The sequence below is a fragment of the Nitrosospira sp. CT genome (assembly GCF_059489795.1).
The window spans coordinates 201,287-216,359 of the sequence record NZ_JCAHZJ010000066.1 but is presented as its reverse complement, the minus strand read 5'-3'; the positions used below and the strand labels follow the sequence as shown (position 1 = coordinate 216,359).

Annotated in this window: 12 protein-coding genes; all 12 read right to left on the bottom strand. The window is 54.0% G+C overall.

Annotated features, from left to right (window positions below; all coding sequences use genetic code 11):
- Positions 1 to 37: 37 nt before the first annotated feature.
- The 12 genes from AC52W5_RS12440 to pgm all read right to left on the bottom strand — a co-directional run bounded on the left by AC52W5_RS12440 (position 38) and on the right by pgm (position 14,993).
- On the bottom strand, positions 38 to 1,429 hold the full coding sequence (locus tag AC52W5_RS12440; RefSeq protein ID WP_495671211.1) for a c-type cytochrome: 1,392 nt from the start codon (positions 1,427 to 1,429) through the stop codon (positions 38 to 40).
- The gene (locus tag AC52W5_RS12435; RefSeq protein ID WP_495671210.1) at positions 1,411 to 1,749 is read right to left on the bottom strand and encodes a hypothetical protein; all 339 of its coding nucleotides are present in this window, start codon (positions 1,747 to 1,749) and stop codon (positions 1,411 to 1,413) included. The genes AC52W5_RS12440 and AC52W5_RS12435 overlap by 19 nt, the downstream gene beginning before the upstream one ends.
- A gap of 115 nt (positions 1,750 to 1,864) precedes the next feature.
- Entirely contained in the window at positions 1,865 to 2,473 is a 609-nt protein-coding gene (locus tag AC52W5_RS12430) for a cytochrome c oxidase subunit 3 (protein ID WP_495671209.1), read from the bottom strand.
- Positions 2,470 to 4,485, bottom strand: coding sequence for a cytochrome c oxidase subunit I (gene ctaD, locus AC52W5_RS12425; protein WP_074972482.1), 2,016 nt, complete (start codon positions 4,483 to 4,485; stop codon positions 2,470 to 2,472). The genes AC52W5_RS12430 and ctaD overlap by 4 nt, the downstream gene beginning before the upstream one ends.
- A 3-nt stretch (positions 4,486 to 4,488) precedes the next feature.
- A complete protein-coding gene (gene coxB / locus AC52W5_RS12420) occupies positions 4,489 to 5,550 on the bottom strand; it encodes a cytochrome c oxidase subunit II (RefSeq protein ID WP_074972480.1) in 1,062 nt (353 codons plus the stop codon).
- Positions 5,551 to 5,913: 363 nt separating this feature from the next.
- Entirely contained in the window at positions 5,914 to 6,855 is a 942-nt protein-coding gene (locus AC52W5_RS12415; RefSeq protein WP_074972478.1) for a carbonic anhydrase family protein, read from the bottom strand.
- 401 nt (positions 6,856 to 7,256) lie between these two features.
- The gene (locus tag AC52W5_RS12410) at positions 7,257 to 8,849 is read right to left on the bottom strand and encodes a hypothetical protein (protein ID WP_074972477.1); all 1,593 of its coding nucleotides are present in this window, start codon (positions 8,847 to 8,849) and stop codon (positions 7,257 to 7,259) included.
- 509 nt (positions 8,850 to 9,358) lie between these two features.
- Positions 9,359 to 9,760, bottom strand: a complete 402-nt coding sequence (locus AC52W5_RS12405) for a hypothetical protein (protein WP_495671208.1) — start codon at positions 9,758 to 9,760, stop codon at positions 9,359 to 9,361.
- Positions 9,761 to 9,819: 59 nt separating this feature from the next.
- Positions 9,820 to 10,296, bottom strand: a complete 477-nt coding sequence (locus tag AC52W5_RS12400; protein ID WP_495671207.1) for a hypothetical protein — start codon at positions 10,294 to 10,296, stop codon at positions 9,820 to 9,822.
- 259 nt (positions 10,297 to 10,555) lie between these two features.
- Positions 10,556 to 11,374: a carbonic anhydrase family protein gene (locus AC52W5_RS12395; protein WP_495671206.1), complete on the bottom strand. Its 819-nt coding sequence runs from the start codon at positions 11,372 to 11,374 to the stop codon at positions 10,556 to 10,558.
- A 368-nt stretch (positions 11,375 to 11,742) separates the two neighbouring features.
- Entirely contained in the window at positions 11,743 to 13,137 is a 1,395-nt protein-coding gene (gene zwf / locus AC52W5_RS12390; RefSeq protein ID WP_074972470.1) for a glucose-6-phosphate dehydrogenase, read from the bottom strand.
- A 197-nt stretch (positions 13,138 to 13,334) separates the two neighbouring features.
- Positions 13,335 to 14,993, bottom strand: coding sequence for a phosphoglucomutase (alpha-D-glucose-1,6-bisphosphate-dependent) (gene pgm / locus AC52W5_RS12385; protein ID WP_074972468.1), 1,659 nt, complete (start codon positions 14,991 to 14,993; stop codon positions 13,335 to 13,337).
- Between the last annotated feature and the right edge of the window lie 80 nt (positions 14,994 to 15,073).

Below are 15,073 nucleotides of genomic sequence, written 5' to 3'. Positions count from 1 at the left end.
CCTATTTCCGTACGGGTAGAAACAAAATCTTTTGCAATTATTCGTTCAGGGTTTCACGCATTAAATATACATCGCGAGTGGTCACAGGTGAAGCTTTGTTGCCCCAGCTGTTACGGATGAACGTGAGCACTTCCGCGATTTCGCGGTCGGTAAATCTTTCGGCATAGCCTGGCATTTTCTCCGGTTTTGGCCCCGTCTTTGTCCTTGGGCCTTTTCCTCCTTCCAGCATGAGCCGGATCAGGGAAGAGGCATTCTCCGAAAGCACGATCGAACTTCCAGATAGGGGAGGAAACTTTGGCGGCTTGCCCCTTCCCTCGTTTCGATGACATTTGGCGCAGAAGCCACTATATATTCCCGCGCCTGGTTTCTCGAACCGGCTCATTCCGACGGGAACGACAGCTGGCGTTCTGCGAGGGCTATACGATGACTTTTCTCCGTTGGCAGGAAGCGACTTGAGGTAATGGGCGACCGCATCGAGGTCCTCCTGACGCAAGTACTGAGTGCTGTTTTCAATGACAGTGACCATACTGCCAAATGCAACGGTATGGCCACTATGGCCGGTCTTGAGAAACGCGGCAATCTCCTCTTCCGTCCATCTGCCGAGGCCCGATGCGGTGTTTCCGGTCAACTCCGGAGCAAACCAGTTATCTATCATCGCACCGGTCAAATAGTCGGATGAGGTTTCCGAATAGGCCTTTTCCTGATAGGCCAAACCGCGCGGAGTATGACAGGCACCGCAGTGGCCGAGCGCCTGCACCAGGTATGCACCGCGGTTCCATTTTTCACCCCGATCAGCCCGGGGTTCGAACCGTTTGTGTTCCACGAAGGCAAGATCCCAGAACTTGAGGGTCCAGCGCTGATTGAAGGGGAATGGCAGGCGAGTCTGCGAGGGCGTGTGCCGGACCGGTTTCACCCCATGCATAAAGTAGGCATATAACGCGCGCACATCGTTGTCCGACATTGCCGTGAATGACGGGTAAGGCATGGCCGGGTACAACCATTTCCCGTCCTTTCTGATGCCGCCGCGCACGGCCCGGCTGAAATCCTCATAGCTGTAACGGCCGATGCCAGTTTCCGGATCAGGCGTAATATTGGTCGAATAAATGGTACCGAAGGGTGAATTGATTGCCAACCCACCCCCAAAAGCCGGATGAGCGGCTCCTGCCGTGTGACATCCGGTGCAGTCTGCAATAGTGGCGAGATAGGCGCCGCGTGTAACCAGTGCATCGAATGTGCTCTCACCCTCCCCGGCAGCATCTGCGGCATGACCGGCAGCGGCACTCGCAATGGAAACCGGCGTGTCCGCCAGGATTGCACCCGTGGCAAGCAGGACAGCACCCAGGAGATTTCCAGCTTCTTTGACCCTCCGGATGATCCAGTCGAAAACCGCCATGCGCAGCTTCATGTGCTTCAGATCCAGGCGCTGCATGATCGGATCGAAAGCACGGCGAAAGTGTTGAACAGGATCGCCACGATGAACACAAAGCTCGACATCATCCCCAGCATCGCCAGGAACCGTGCCTGCCCTTCATCTTTCTGAATGGCGGGCTGTTTATTCAATGGGTCTTTCGTTAAGCGACTAATGCTCCGCCAGGAGCCCAAGGCGATATACCCGGAAAAAAGAGCGCCTGCCAGGCAGACAAAGCCTATTGTTGCCAGTATTGCCGGCAATTCCGGCCAAAGCGGGGCGGAGAGCGGAAATTGGTGCGGATAGCAGGCGTAGGCGGCGATCGGCTGGGTTAATGCCATTTGCGTTACCCAGGCTCCGGGTGCGCCGAAGAGCGCAAGCAATGTCTTAACCTTCGGTACGGAATGAAGGAAGTGATGTTCTGTGGAAACAGTCTGTCTTGCATCCATTTGAAGATCATCCGCGCTGGAGATAAGGAGACAAATACAAGGCGGAGAAAACGAACAGCCAGACGACATCGACAAAATGCCAGTAAACCCCGCCGATGGTGATCGCAACATGACGCTTGTGGTCAAAATAACCCATCATGGTCCAGGCGAGCAGGAGCAAAAGCACTCCCAGTCCGATAATGACATGGCACAAGTGAAAACCGGTGATCGTGAAGTAGAGTGATCCGTACAGGTCGGAGTTGATGCTGAATGTCTTGTTTCTCCACTCCAGAAGCTGAATCGCGACAAAGGCGCTACCCAAAGCAATCGCGGCGATAAACCCGAAAATGCTGGATTGTGCCTTACCTTGCCGGATGCGCCGTTCTCCTGCCCAGAAAGCAACGCTGCTGCCAAGCAGGATGACGGTATTGATGCCCGGGATGAGCAGGCTCGGCAGCCCACCCGGGGGCCAGTCTTGCACGGTCTGCGCGGCGAGGTAGAAGTAAGTGAACAGCAAGTATCCGAACAGGGAGGCCTCGGTTACGATGAGTGCCATCATTCCCCACCAGCCGCCGGAGAGCTTGCCAGCGCTTCCTACCGGCAAAGGCTGCCTGACGACTTGAGCAGTTTCACTCATGGGCTTTCTCCTCCTCTTTCGGCAGAGGCTGACCTGTACCCAGTAGTGCGCTGACCGAGTTTTCTGCGGGGCCACATCCAGACGCTCAACGCGGCACAGCTTGAGGCCGCCATTAATGCGGTGAATGTCCATGAATGCAGCAACAGGCCGACGAATAGCAACGAGACGAACAAACCGACAAGGAAAGGCGTATAGGAATCCTCCGGCATTTTGAGGATGACAACCGGCTTTGCATCGATGGGTGAGGTGCCGAGAGTTTCCCGACCCCGCATCAGCAGGTAACCTTCTTCCAGTCTGGTCCGGCTATGTTCTCTTTCTCCCTCGATCCGCCCCTCCCATAACGGGTGCCGGCTGGCAATCGTAGGAATGGTTGCAAAGTTATAAGCGGGCGGCGGGGAAGATACTGCCCATTCCAGGGTCGGCGCATCCCACGGGTTGGCGCCTGCCCACGCTCCACGTTTCAGGCTGAGGACGACATTGACGAGGAAGATCAGCACGCCAACGGCGAATATGAAGGATCCGACAGTCGTAATCAGGTTGACTTCGTCCCACCCCATGCGGGAGGGATAGGTATAAATGCGGCGTGGCATCCCGAGCAGTCCAGCGATATGCATTGGAAAGAATCCGGCGTTGAATCCGATAAACATGGTCCAGAAACTCCACTTGCCCAGTTTCTCACTCATCATGCGCCCGGTGAATTTGGGAAACCAGTAGTAGATCGCTCCTACCACGGGAAACACGTTGATCCCAAGCAGGACATAGTGCAGGTGCGCCACGATGAAGTAGGTTTCGTTAAGTTGCCAGTCGAGCGGCACAGCGGCTGTCATTACTCCCGACATGCCCCCGATGATGAACAGCGCGACGAAACCGGCAAAAAACAGAAAAGGGGTCTTGAATACGGGTTTTCCCAGCCAGATGGTCGCAATCCAGGCGAAGACGGCGACCGCGCTGGGAATGGAGATGACCATGCTGGCGGCGCCGAAAATCGACAGAGCCACTGTCGGCAGCCCCGTGGCGAACATATGGTGGACCCACACCCCGAAACCGAGCAGCATGGTTGCCATGGTGGCAAGCGCCACTGCCGTGTAGCCCACGAGCGGCCGGCGACAGAATGTAGGCAGCGCATCGGAAACGATGCCCATTGCCGGAAGCACAACGACATAGACCCAGGGATGGCCGAAAATCCAGAACAAGTGCTGCCAAAGCAGGGGCTGACCGTTATTTGCCACATCAAAAAAATGCGCGCCTATCTGGCGGTCGAGCCACAACAGAAAGAACGCGAGGCTGACGGCGGGGATTGCGAACAGGTTGGCCACGGAGGCGGTGAGCGTTCCCCACACCAGGATGGGGACGCGGTTTATGGTCATGCCCGGTGCGCGCATCCTGAACAGCGTAACCACGAAATTAATCGATCCCACCGTTGTAGAAATCCCGAGCAGCACCATGCCGAGCGCAAAGACGTCGATATTGGGTCCGGTGTTGTATACCGGGCCCGAGAAGGGCACATAATTGAACCAGCCCGCATTCGGCGCCTGCCCAAGAGGGAAGCTGATGTACATGAAGAGGCCGGCGAACAGAAAAATCCAGTAGGAAAGTGCATTGAGGCGCGGAAAGGCCATATCCCTGGAACCGAGCAAAAGTGGCCAGAGGTAGTTGGAGAAACCGGACAGAACGGGCGATGCGTAGAGGAAAATCATGGTCACGCCATGCATCGTGAAAAGCTGGTTGTATTGCTCCGGCGTCAGAAACGCCATATCCGGCCCGGCAAGCTGGATGCGCAGGAACAGTGCTTCGATTCCGCCGATCACGAGGAAAAGAAAGGCCGTGACGAGATATCGTACCCCGATCGTTTTATGATCTACTGTGGAGAGCCACCCGCGCCAACCTGGCGCCGTCTCCCAGATCCTCTCCAGACGCGCTTCAATTGCGGATCCCGCGGGAATACGCCCCACTTCCGGGATCCGTTCGAGAGGGGGTTCGATGCGATGCTGGGTGGCGTCGGTAGCGGCCATACTCTAGTTCAGTGTCGAAAGATAGGAGGCCAGTGCTGAAGCTTCGCTATCCGATAATGCGATGCTTGGCATGCGTGCTCCGGGCTTGAAGTATTGTGCATGGGTAATCCACTTCATCAGGTGATCTGGTGTATTGGTCAACAGTCCGGCGGCAATGCGACGGCGCGAGTTCAGATGCGTGAGATCAGGACCGTGCAGGCCTTCCGCTTCTGTTCCACGCACCGCGTGACATCCCCCGCAGCGATCCATGAAAAGCTTGTATCCATGTTCATTGTGTCCTGACACCGGGAAAGCCGTGCGGCGTTGCGCCTCTTGCCATTTCTCGAAATCCCGGTCGCTTTCCGCAACCACTTCCAGATTCATATGAGCATGCGCCGCCCCGCAAAATTGTGCGCATTGACCGACATAAATGCCGGGGACGTCTGCCTGAATCCACTTCTGATTGACCAGGCCCGGAATCATTTGGGTTTTTCCGGCGAGTACAGGTACCCAGAATGCGTGAATGACGTCCGCGCTTTTCAACTTGAGCAGTACAGGCCTGCCTACAGGTATATGAATTTCATTGGCGGTCACAAAACGTTTCGCCGGATCGGCATGCTCGTATTCAATGCTCCACCACCAGTCGTATCCGGTTACAGTCAGGGTGAGGGCTGGAGTCTCGGTGGGCTTGGCAACCGCATTGAGCACGGCCAGGAAATAAACGGTGAGCCCCGCCAATATGAAGGTGGAAATCCCTGTACCGATATAAACCCATCTGAGTCCTCCGCTCTCGGCGCCGATCACGCCGGGGGTGGCAGAGCTGCGCTTGCGAACCAGGGCGATTACCAGTAGCAGTATGACGATAAGGGTAATGGCGGAGAGCAAAGCCGTCATCAGCCAGCCCAGATGCATTATGGGTGTGGCGGCAGGTCCGTAGCTGTACAGGAAATAGTTTAAAGGGGTGTCCAGCGTGTCTGCTGCTTCCGATGGTCTTGCGGCGATCATGGATAGCGCCAGAAACGTTATCCTGAAACGCAGGTTTCTTATTGCTGACCTGGAATCGAAACCTGACTCGGAAGCTTTCATGGGCTTGACCAACTCCAGTGTAGGCAGAGATGCAGCGATAAGCGCGATCCCGACTGCGACGGAGTGACCAAAGGCGGAGCGGACTGCAGGGGGATATCGAGATCCCTAGCTAACTGGCCCTGGCTGGCGTGCGATAAGAATGCACTTTCCAGAATGCAGGGAGCCGACGATGTCGCAGTGTTTTCAAAAATTCTACGCTGCTCATTCCGTGCTTCTGTGCGCTAGCGTACGTAGAGTTTCGAAAAACCCTGAACAGGTCAACACTCCTGTTCAGGGGAGTTGTTCTCAACGGCTCATTCAGCTTGAGAGCAGGCCCGAAAAAGACGGCTTGCGGAACCGAAAGACACGAGCCTGAAATGGAACTCAAGCTGCCACAGTTGCGCTTGACCGACGTCTGAGGCCAATAAAACTGATTACCGCGAGCCCGGCGAGGAGCATGCCATAGGTTGACGGTTCGGGAACGCTTGTCGCAAGTTTGGATACGTCGGCGGTGACAGAAACGCTTGCTTCCAGGCTAGGGAGCAGCGTGCCCAGGAGATCGGGATCGGAGTCGCCATGGATGCTGACGAAACCAGGCACGTCGGTAAGCACGATCCGACCGTTCAAATCCTGAACCTCGCGCGAATTGCCTTCGGGGAACAGTGACTTGAAGGCATTGATCTGACTCCCGGATAGGTACAGCGGAGAAGCCAGTTCAACCCAGCTTACTCCTTCTGTAAAAGGGGGTGTCGTCAAAGAACCAGAGTAGCGGAAAGAACCGAGATAATCCGGTACCAGGCTGTTCAGATTGAAGTGCCCGATATGCAGTGTTTCCTCGGCGGTTTGCGGCAGATCGGAGAAAATGGGAGCGAGTGCCTGGTTCTTGAAGAGACCTCGCTCGATATCCCGGCCGACTACGAGGAGATTGTCCGCAGCATCGCTGAAGACGAGGTGCATCTCCATGGGACTGGCTCGACCATTTATCAAGTGCTCGGAGGGGGTGTGGAAATGGAATTGCGCCAGGTTCCATTGGTGTCCTGAAAGCATCAGCGTTCCTTCGCCAGGACTGACATTGGCCCTGATAGTACTTTCGTGATCAGGAGAGCCATTATTGATTACGGTAAGGGCGGTATCGGAACTGAGGTTGAAGTTCAGCTTGGGCAGGTTTCCGTAATAAGTGCTGTCCGAACGTATATCGATCGGACTTTGTGCTTCCATCAGCTCCAGCTTGCTCGCCAGCGTACCCGCGTATGCGGTATTGAAGCCCGGCAGGAAAAAGACTGCAGAAAGTGCAACTACTCTCAGGGATCGAGATATTTCATTCATAAGATGACCTCACGAAAAAATATGTTTACAGGATGAAAGTTCTAAAAGCTTGAGAAATCCCGAATGACCGGTTCCAACGCTCCTGCTCGGAAAGCAGCCGGTTGGAACAGACGGGGGAAATGAGCTGGTGCTTGGCCAGTCGCTGTTGTTATGAGTCACCGAAGTCGGCGACCGCTCCGCGCATGAAACCTTGCGAAGAACGACACCGGGTGGTGACGGAATGGCCCTTTTTATGCAGCCGGTGATGTTACGAGCTGCACAGGGCGGATGGCCTGCTTGTCGGGCTTCGTTAGCCTTCTATTGCAGACTCTTGTTGAAATGGGAGTTGATTCAATTCCTGACGCTCGACTCGTCCAGGTCCCCTCCACGCAAGTGAAAGGGACTCATAACGAATGAGACTGTCAGAAGGCAATCTGATATTGCAGGACGAATTGATTCCTGTTTGAAATTTTGTATCCAGCTGAGTTGAATATGGGCCGGTTCTGGATATCGAAAGTCAGTTTGCTGTTATGTCCCTTGATCAGCCAGTTTATCCCGCCATTGAATACATTCATCTGATCATGCAAACGGTCAAAGTCTGCGCTGATGAAAGAGAAGTAAGGCATCAACTGGCCATTGTTTCCACCAAGGAGATCCTTGGGCAGCAGATATCCTATTTGCCCATACCATTGATTGCCTGTGCCAAACATGGGGAAGGCATTACCGCCGGTACTTGCCGGGTTCACTCCGTTGCCATTCATGCGCAGATAGTTGGGGCCATAATTGGTATTGAAGTAACCGATATAAGCGGATATCGCTGTTTCCTTCACCTTGTCTACCGGAGCATCCAGATAGGCTGCGACCGACCATAAATTCAGATCATGGAACTGGGCTGTGGCTTCCGTAAGGCCCGTCCAGGTCGCATTTTTCTGCGTAATGAAACCTGCTTCCAGGTTCAGGATGCTTTTCTTGCCTAGATAGGTACCCTGCATGTAAGGATTTGTCATCGGCTCCTTATCCCAGAAATTCCACATGAAGAAACCCTGGTATTGTTTCCTGTGGCCTGTTCTTGCAAATTGGGCGTTTACCGGGGAAATCGTTTCGGGAGGAAGCCCGGCAGTATTGATGGGGAACGGATCACTTGCCGTAATGCGGTAATTGAGAGGTCCGATCTGGCCTCTCAGGTAGACGCTCAACTTACGGTTGAATTGGTCGGTACGATCAGCAGTCGCCTGAGCCAGCAGTGGCACATCCATCGTCATGATGGTGCTCACGCTGGGGCTGCTGAAGCGGGAGAGGCCATTGGCCATGACAAGGCCGCCCCCTACGATCATCTGGTGTCCCTGTGTCAGCCGTAATTCACCGAAAGCGTCATGGAAGAAGGATTGAAGCTTTCTGTTATCGGCGTTCTGGCTCAGAAAATTAAAGTTGTTCATCCCGTACTGGGTATAAAAATATACCCGATCGGTTAATTGCCCCTGTAATACAAAACGCGTACGTCGCAGGCTGATGTCAGTGACATCGTCCACTGACTCACCCAGCACAGTGGAACTGGGGTTGGTTTGTTCATATCGCGCCCATACCTGATTCAGGAAGCCGAATTTGATGTATTGGCTTCCATCCGGATTCAGGTTGAACTTGAAGGGGTCCTTTTCTTTCCAGTTCGCGTATCCAAATCCTCCTTGGGGTTTTTCCTGGGATTTTTCCACGGATTTCGGAACATCACGCAGAAGCACGCCTCCCTCGCCCTTTGCCTTGCCGTCAGCAACGGCCCCATCCGGGCTCGAGGTGGCAACAGGTTTTGCCGGTTTCTCCGAAACTTTTTCAAAGGAACCCATGCGAACACGTCCTTCTCCAGGCTCGGCATAGATCTGTTTTGTTTTGGTATCGACATAGAGGTCGATAACATAAGACGATGCAGTATCGGAGTCTGAAGACGCTGGTTTTTCTTCGGCATACAGCGGAGTCGCAAGCAGGCAACCGGACAACAACACAAGCGAGGTTTTATATTTCATTTGGATGATTCCATTCAGTTATGCAATATGCTTAATTGCCCATATTTTAAAAGTGGGAAATGTTGAGTTTATGAAAGGGAAAATAACATGGCATATGTCAGGAAAATGTCATGTAAAAGTGAAGAAATAGTGAATTTCCGACGAAAAAGCAGGAGAAAAGACAAAAGTGAAATACAGTGCATGCACGGGGGAACCGGTATGCAAAACCGCTATGACAATAGCATTACTGGAAAAATTACATCCCCTTGAGGGTGGAGGATTGCATCGGAAAGTTACAACGAGTCCTGGAAGAAACTGATCCCGTCGCTGGAAATGAACGAACAGCTGAAGGCTCCGGCAGGAAAGTAGAAGAGCGAGCTGTCAGATTCCGTGGGGCGGTAGGGGGCGCGACGACACGAAAACCAGACGCAGGGGAACGAGGGGGTGGAACGTCTCGAAAGCGAGAAAAGGGCGCTCGGGTGGCACCACGATAATAGCAGAAAGCAGGCTTCCGAGTCCGATTCCGGCTCTCAACTGCCGCCAGCACCCCCTGCTGAAATGTTGGTGTCGACGTCCAGGTTGGGGCGGCTGGGGACAGGTGCCACAAAGAAGCGGAGAATTCTATGCAGGAGGTCTTTCCGATGCTCAGTATCCTGCAGACAGGGAGCGGTACTTTTTTCTGCAGTCTGTCCCTTCTCTGACGCATTCTCGTGCCTGAGTGTCGCTTCCCCGTTCGGAGAGACAGTATTTCCAGATACCGCTTCCTGACAATCGACCTGCCCATCGTTCTGATGGGATGCAATCAGTGTCGGGGAAACGGACGGAGATAGGTGTTCATCCCCTGGCGTATCGGCAGCGACCGGAAGGGGTAGGACCGCTGCCGAGAAAAACAACAGACAACCGAACAGGAAGGAATGGAAGGTGCTTTTCAAGGTCTACCCCCTGGGTTGGGGCCTACGGAGCAGGCGCTCATCTGCTGCTTAAAGCGGAATCAGCCTCCCGCGCCACCCGCGGAAATATTCTCATCCATGTTGCGATTCGGTCCGCGGGGCGTATCAGGCCCATACAGGATGCGCACCATTTTGCAGAGAAAATCCTCCTGCTCAGGCGATGCATATTTGCACGAACCGGATCCGGACTCGGAACCCTGCGCAGGTGCCTCCCATCCCTCGGCGGCATTCGCCTGATCTGTTTGCTGGGGCGCAACGGAAGCCTTATCGCTTTCTCCCTTTTCAGTCCTGTTTCCCTTTTCTTCCTTGGTCCCCGGGGGAAGCTCCCAGCCCAGTGCATCCTTTTCCAGCGATTGATTTCGCTGGTCTGTATCGACAAATATGTCTCGTACCCAACTGTTTGCGCGGTTTCCCGGCTCCGATTGAGCGTAGGACATGGCAGCGCTGCCCAGAATAATGATGCCGGCAAATAATGCGGCTTGCGTCGTCCGGGTTTTCAATATCCCTGGATGTTGCATGGTCTGCTCTTCGTTCGAATGGGAGATAGAGTGAATGGTGCGCGCTTGAGGGTGATCCGGTCAAGACAGATTTTGCGGATTTGTTGAAATCCTGGAAGCTCTGGCGACAATGATGTGAGTGAGAATGGGAAATGTCTGAGTGGACGTGTACCGCCGGTACTCGTCCACATTGCTTTTGCAATCTTTAAAAACGAAGGTTACACAGATGCAAAGACCGTACAACTCGACTCACACAACAGAACAGTTGGGACATCTTGGGTTAATGGCTTGTTTTACGCCCGGCAACAAACGCCATGAGGCATAACCCTGCCAGCATCATCGCGTAAGTTTCAGGTTCGGGAACGGCGGTGACGAATCCAGGTACATCCGTCAGGACGATGCGTCCATTAAGATCCTGGACTCCGCGTGCATCCCCCTCCGGAAACAGCGAGCTGAACGCATTGATTTGCTCCGAAGACATGAATAGCGGTTGCGATAACATCACCCAACTGACGCCTTCATCAAAATCAGGCGTGGTCAGCGAACCGGAATAGCGGAAGGATTCCAGGTTGGAGGGAATGAGTGTATTGAGGTTGAAATGGTCGATATGGAGTGTCTCAGAAGTGTTCTGCGGAATATGGGAGAAAATCGGAGCGAGATCGCTGTTAAATGTGCCAGCCTGAACCCACCGGCCAACCACGAGAAGATCGTTATTGCTATCGCTGAAGACCAGATGCATCTCCATAGGGCTCTCCTGGCCATCCCGTAAGTGCTCGGAAGGGGTATGAAAGTGAAACTGGGCAAGCTCCCAGTCATGGCCGGAAAGCGTGAGGGAACCGGCACCTGGATTGACAATAGCCTTGGCGGCGGTGCTGAACTCCGTGGAACCATTGTTGATGACATTGAGTGGTGTGTCGGAACTCAAGTTGAAGTTGAGTGCCGGCAGATGGCCGAAATAAGTGCTATTTGGGCGAAAATCGATGGGACTTTGCGCAGGCAGTGCCGCCGTTGCGATCTCCGCATACGTTGACAGTCCAAATACCAAAAGGGCTGAAAAGAGCGTGGTTTGCTGCGATAAACGTAACAATGACATATTCATCAAGTCTCCAGAATTATGGCGCGCACTTTGCGCACCAGGTTATGAAAAATAGATAAGATGTTGTTGCCACTTTAAACTAGCACAGCAGTTGTGAATTTAATGTCCTTGAATTGTCAAAATTTTGTCAGGAGATCTTCGCATCGGAAGGGCAGGAAGCCGCTCTCTGAGGATGCAGTATACATACCCCATTCTCATGAGGATGGGTGACGGGAAAACATTAGAAGTTCCTTACTGCCCTTCGACAGGCGCAGGACGAACGGAGACAAGGGGTTCGGGTGAATGGGAGATGGAGAAGTCTCAGCCGAACTAGGGCGTGTTAACACTTGTTTCGCGTCCGCGAAGCAAGTGTTAACAGGCTTTAGAGATACTTACCCCGGATTGTGCCAGCAGCCATCCGGCTCAATCAGGGTATCAGCTGCGGGGGGGCCCCAACTTCCGCGCTCGTAGGGCAGAACGTGAGGATATGTCTTGAGTACAGGATCGAGTGCCGTCCAGGATGCCTCCACAGCCTCCCTCTTGGTAAACAGTGTGTCGTCGCCAATCATTGCATCATGCAGGAGGCGTTCATAAGGCGATTCACGCCCGAAGTGCTCCTCGACCAGGCACAACTCCTGCTGATCGCCTTTGAACTCTTTTCCGGGATGCTTGACTCTTGCTGCAATAGCAACCGCTGAGACCGGAGAAAGGCGGAACCTGAGGTAATTGGCGTCACACGCGGCGCTTGCCGAATCAGCAAAAAGTCTTTGCGGCGGCGGTTTCAACTGGACAAGGACCTCCGCAGCGGTCTTGGCCAGGCACTTGCCGGAACGCAGATACCAGGGGACGCCTTCCCAGCGCCAGGAGTCGATGAAAAGCCGCAGGGCGCAGAATGTCTCGACATCGGAATCCTCCGCCACGCCCGCTTCCTGGCGGTAACCCGCATACTGTCCACGCACCAGATCCTCGGGTACAAGTGGACGCATGGCGTGGAATATGTTGATTTTTTCGCTTTGAACCGTTCCGAGGCCCCGATAGGCGGGAGGTTCCATGGCGAGCAGCGCAACAATCTGGAAAAGATGATTCTGGATCACGTCGCGCAGGCAGCCGGCCGATTCGTAAAATGCGCCTCGTTCTTCAACTCCGAATTCCTCAGCCAATGTAATCTGCACGCTGGCTACATAATTACGATTCCATATCGGTTCCAGAAATGAATTGGCGAATCTGAAATAAAGAATATTCATGATCGCCTCTTTCCCGAGAAAATGATCGATGCGAAATATCGCTTCCTCGGGGAACACGGAGCGTGCAATACGATTCAGCTCACGTGCTGACTCAAGATCTCGTCCAAAAGGTTTCTCTACAATGACACGGGCCCCCGCGGCCAGATCGAGCGCACCAAGACCTCTTATGACATTTTCGAAGAGAAGAGGAGGGATAGCGAGATAATGCACGGGATGACGTGCATCTCCCAGAGCCTGTTTGAGTACTTTGAACGTATCGAGGTTGTTGTAGTCCCCGTGCACATATCGCAGCAGGGAAAGGAGGTGATCCAGCGCCCGTTTGTCATCGATCTTTCCGGAGTCGCTGATGGACTGGGTTGCCCGTTCCTTGAGTTGATCGAGGCTCCAGGGTGTCGAGGCGACACCGACCAGCGGTACATCGAGCATACCCTTTTTGATCATCGCGTACAGCGCCGGGAAGATCTTTTTATAAGCGAGATCACCCGTTATCCCAAACAGCACCAGTGCATCGGATGGCTCGGTGTAGCCATTGGTTTTTCGCATTTCGTCACTCCTCCCTTCTTGCAGTAAAAGACGAAGTCCTGTTCCGGAGCCTGTCGATTGACCGGCTACAACGGGAATGGCCGTACAAAAACTGTAGCTTGCTGAACGACTGTTGGCATGGATACCTTGGTCGCCAGAAATTCGATGGGATGATCGTTCTGCCGCCCAAAAGGAAAAGACGGAGCATCAAGCAAGACTTATTCGCCCTTGCGGATTCCTGCGAATGCCTCCTCGACGATCGTTTGAGCTTCCGTCACGATGCGGTGCAGGTGGTCTTTTCCCAAAAAGCTTTCGGCATAAATTTTGTAGATATCTTCCGTGCCGGAAGGGCGCGCCGCAAACCATCCGTTATCGGCGATGACCTTGATACCACCGATGGAAGCATTGTTGCCGGGGGCGCGAGTGAGAATAGTGCGAATTGCCTCGCCCGCTATTTCAGTTTGCCTTATCTGATCCGGCGACAGCCTGCTCAAAGCTTTCTTCTGCCCGGGTGTGGCCGGAGCGTCGATCCGCTGGAACTCGGATCGCCCGTATTCGCGTTCAAAACTGCTGTATATCTCGCCTGGATCGCGCTCCATGCGGGCCAGTATTTCACCTGAGAGCAGTGCTGCCACGATGCCATCCTTGTCGGTTGTCCAGGTCTTGCCATCAATGCGCAGGAACGAGGCTCCCGCACTTTCTTCTCCGCAAAAACCAAGTGACCCATTGCCCAGGCCATCCACAAACCACTTGAAGCCGACCGGTACTTCATAGAGCTTGCGATCGAGCGCGGCAGTCACACGATCGATCATCTGGCTACTCACTACCGTTTTGCCGACTGCGGTATTCGAGGTCCACCCATGGCGGGACTGGAAGAGGTAGTGGACGGCAACAGAAAGATAATGATCCGCAGGAAGTAAACCGCTGCTCCGGGTGACGATTCCATGTCGGTCATGATCGGTATCACATGCGAAAGCAATGTCGAAACGATCTTTCATATCCAGCATGCCGCACATCGCATACGGGGAAGAGGGGTCCATGCGGATTTTGCCGTCCCAATCCAGAGTCATGAAGCGGAAAGTCGGGTCTATCTGGTTGTTGACCACGGTCATGTTCAGCTTGTAGCGCTCCGCGATTGCATTCCAGTAGTGGACACCCGCGCCGCCGAGCGGGTCAACGCCCATGTGGATCTTCGAATCGGATATGGCTTTCGTATTCACAACGTTTTGCAGATCGGCAACGTAACTGTTGAGGAAGTCGTGCCGGTGGGTGGTGTCCGCATGCAACGCTTTCTCGAAAGACATTCTCTTTACATCCGCCAGATTCCTTTCTAGGAAAGTGTTGGATCTGGATTCGACCCAGGAGGTGACCTCGACTCCCGCCGGTCCCCCATGTGGCGGATTGTATTTGAACCCCCCGCTCTCAGGGGGATTGTGGGAAGGTGTGATGACAATGCCGTCTGCCAGCCCATGCGCGCGGCCCTTGTTGTAAGTCAGTATGGCATGGGAAACTGCCGGAGTGGGCGTATACTCGTCGTTCGTGGCAAGCATGACTTCCACGTCGTTGGCAGCCAGCACTTCCAGAGCGCTTGCGCAGGCAGGTTCCGACAATGCGTGAGTATCGATCCCGAGGAACAGGGGGCCGTTGATATCGTGTTGTTTGCGGTATTGGCAGATCGCTTGCGTAATGGCGAGAATGTGCCATTCATTGAAACTGCCGTCCAGTGCGGAGCCGCGATGTCCGGAAGTTCCAAACACAACCCGCTCCGCAGGCTGGTTCGGGTCGGGGATACGGGTGTAATAGGCAGTGACAAGCCGTGGCACATTCACAAGCATCTCTGGCTGCGCAGGTTTTCCGGCGTTAGGATTTATTTTCATGTTGTTTTTTTAGCAGCAGACTTTTCTCATCCCGCTGGGAACTGGCAACGGGCACCGACGGGAGCGCGAGCATGCGAAGC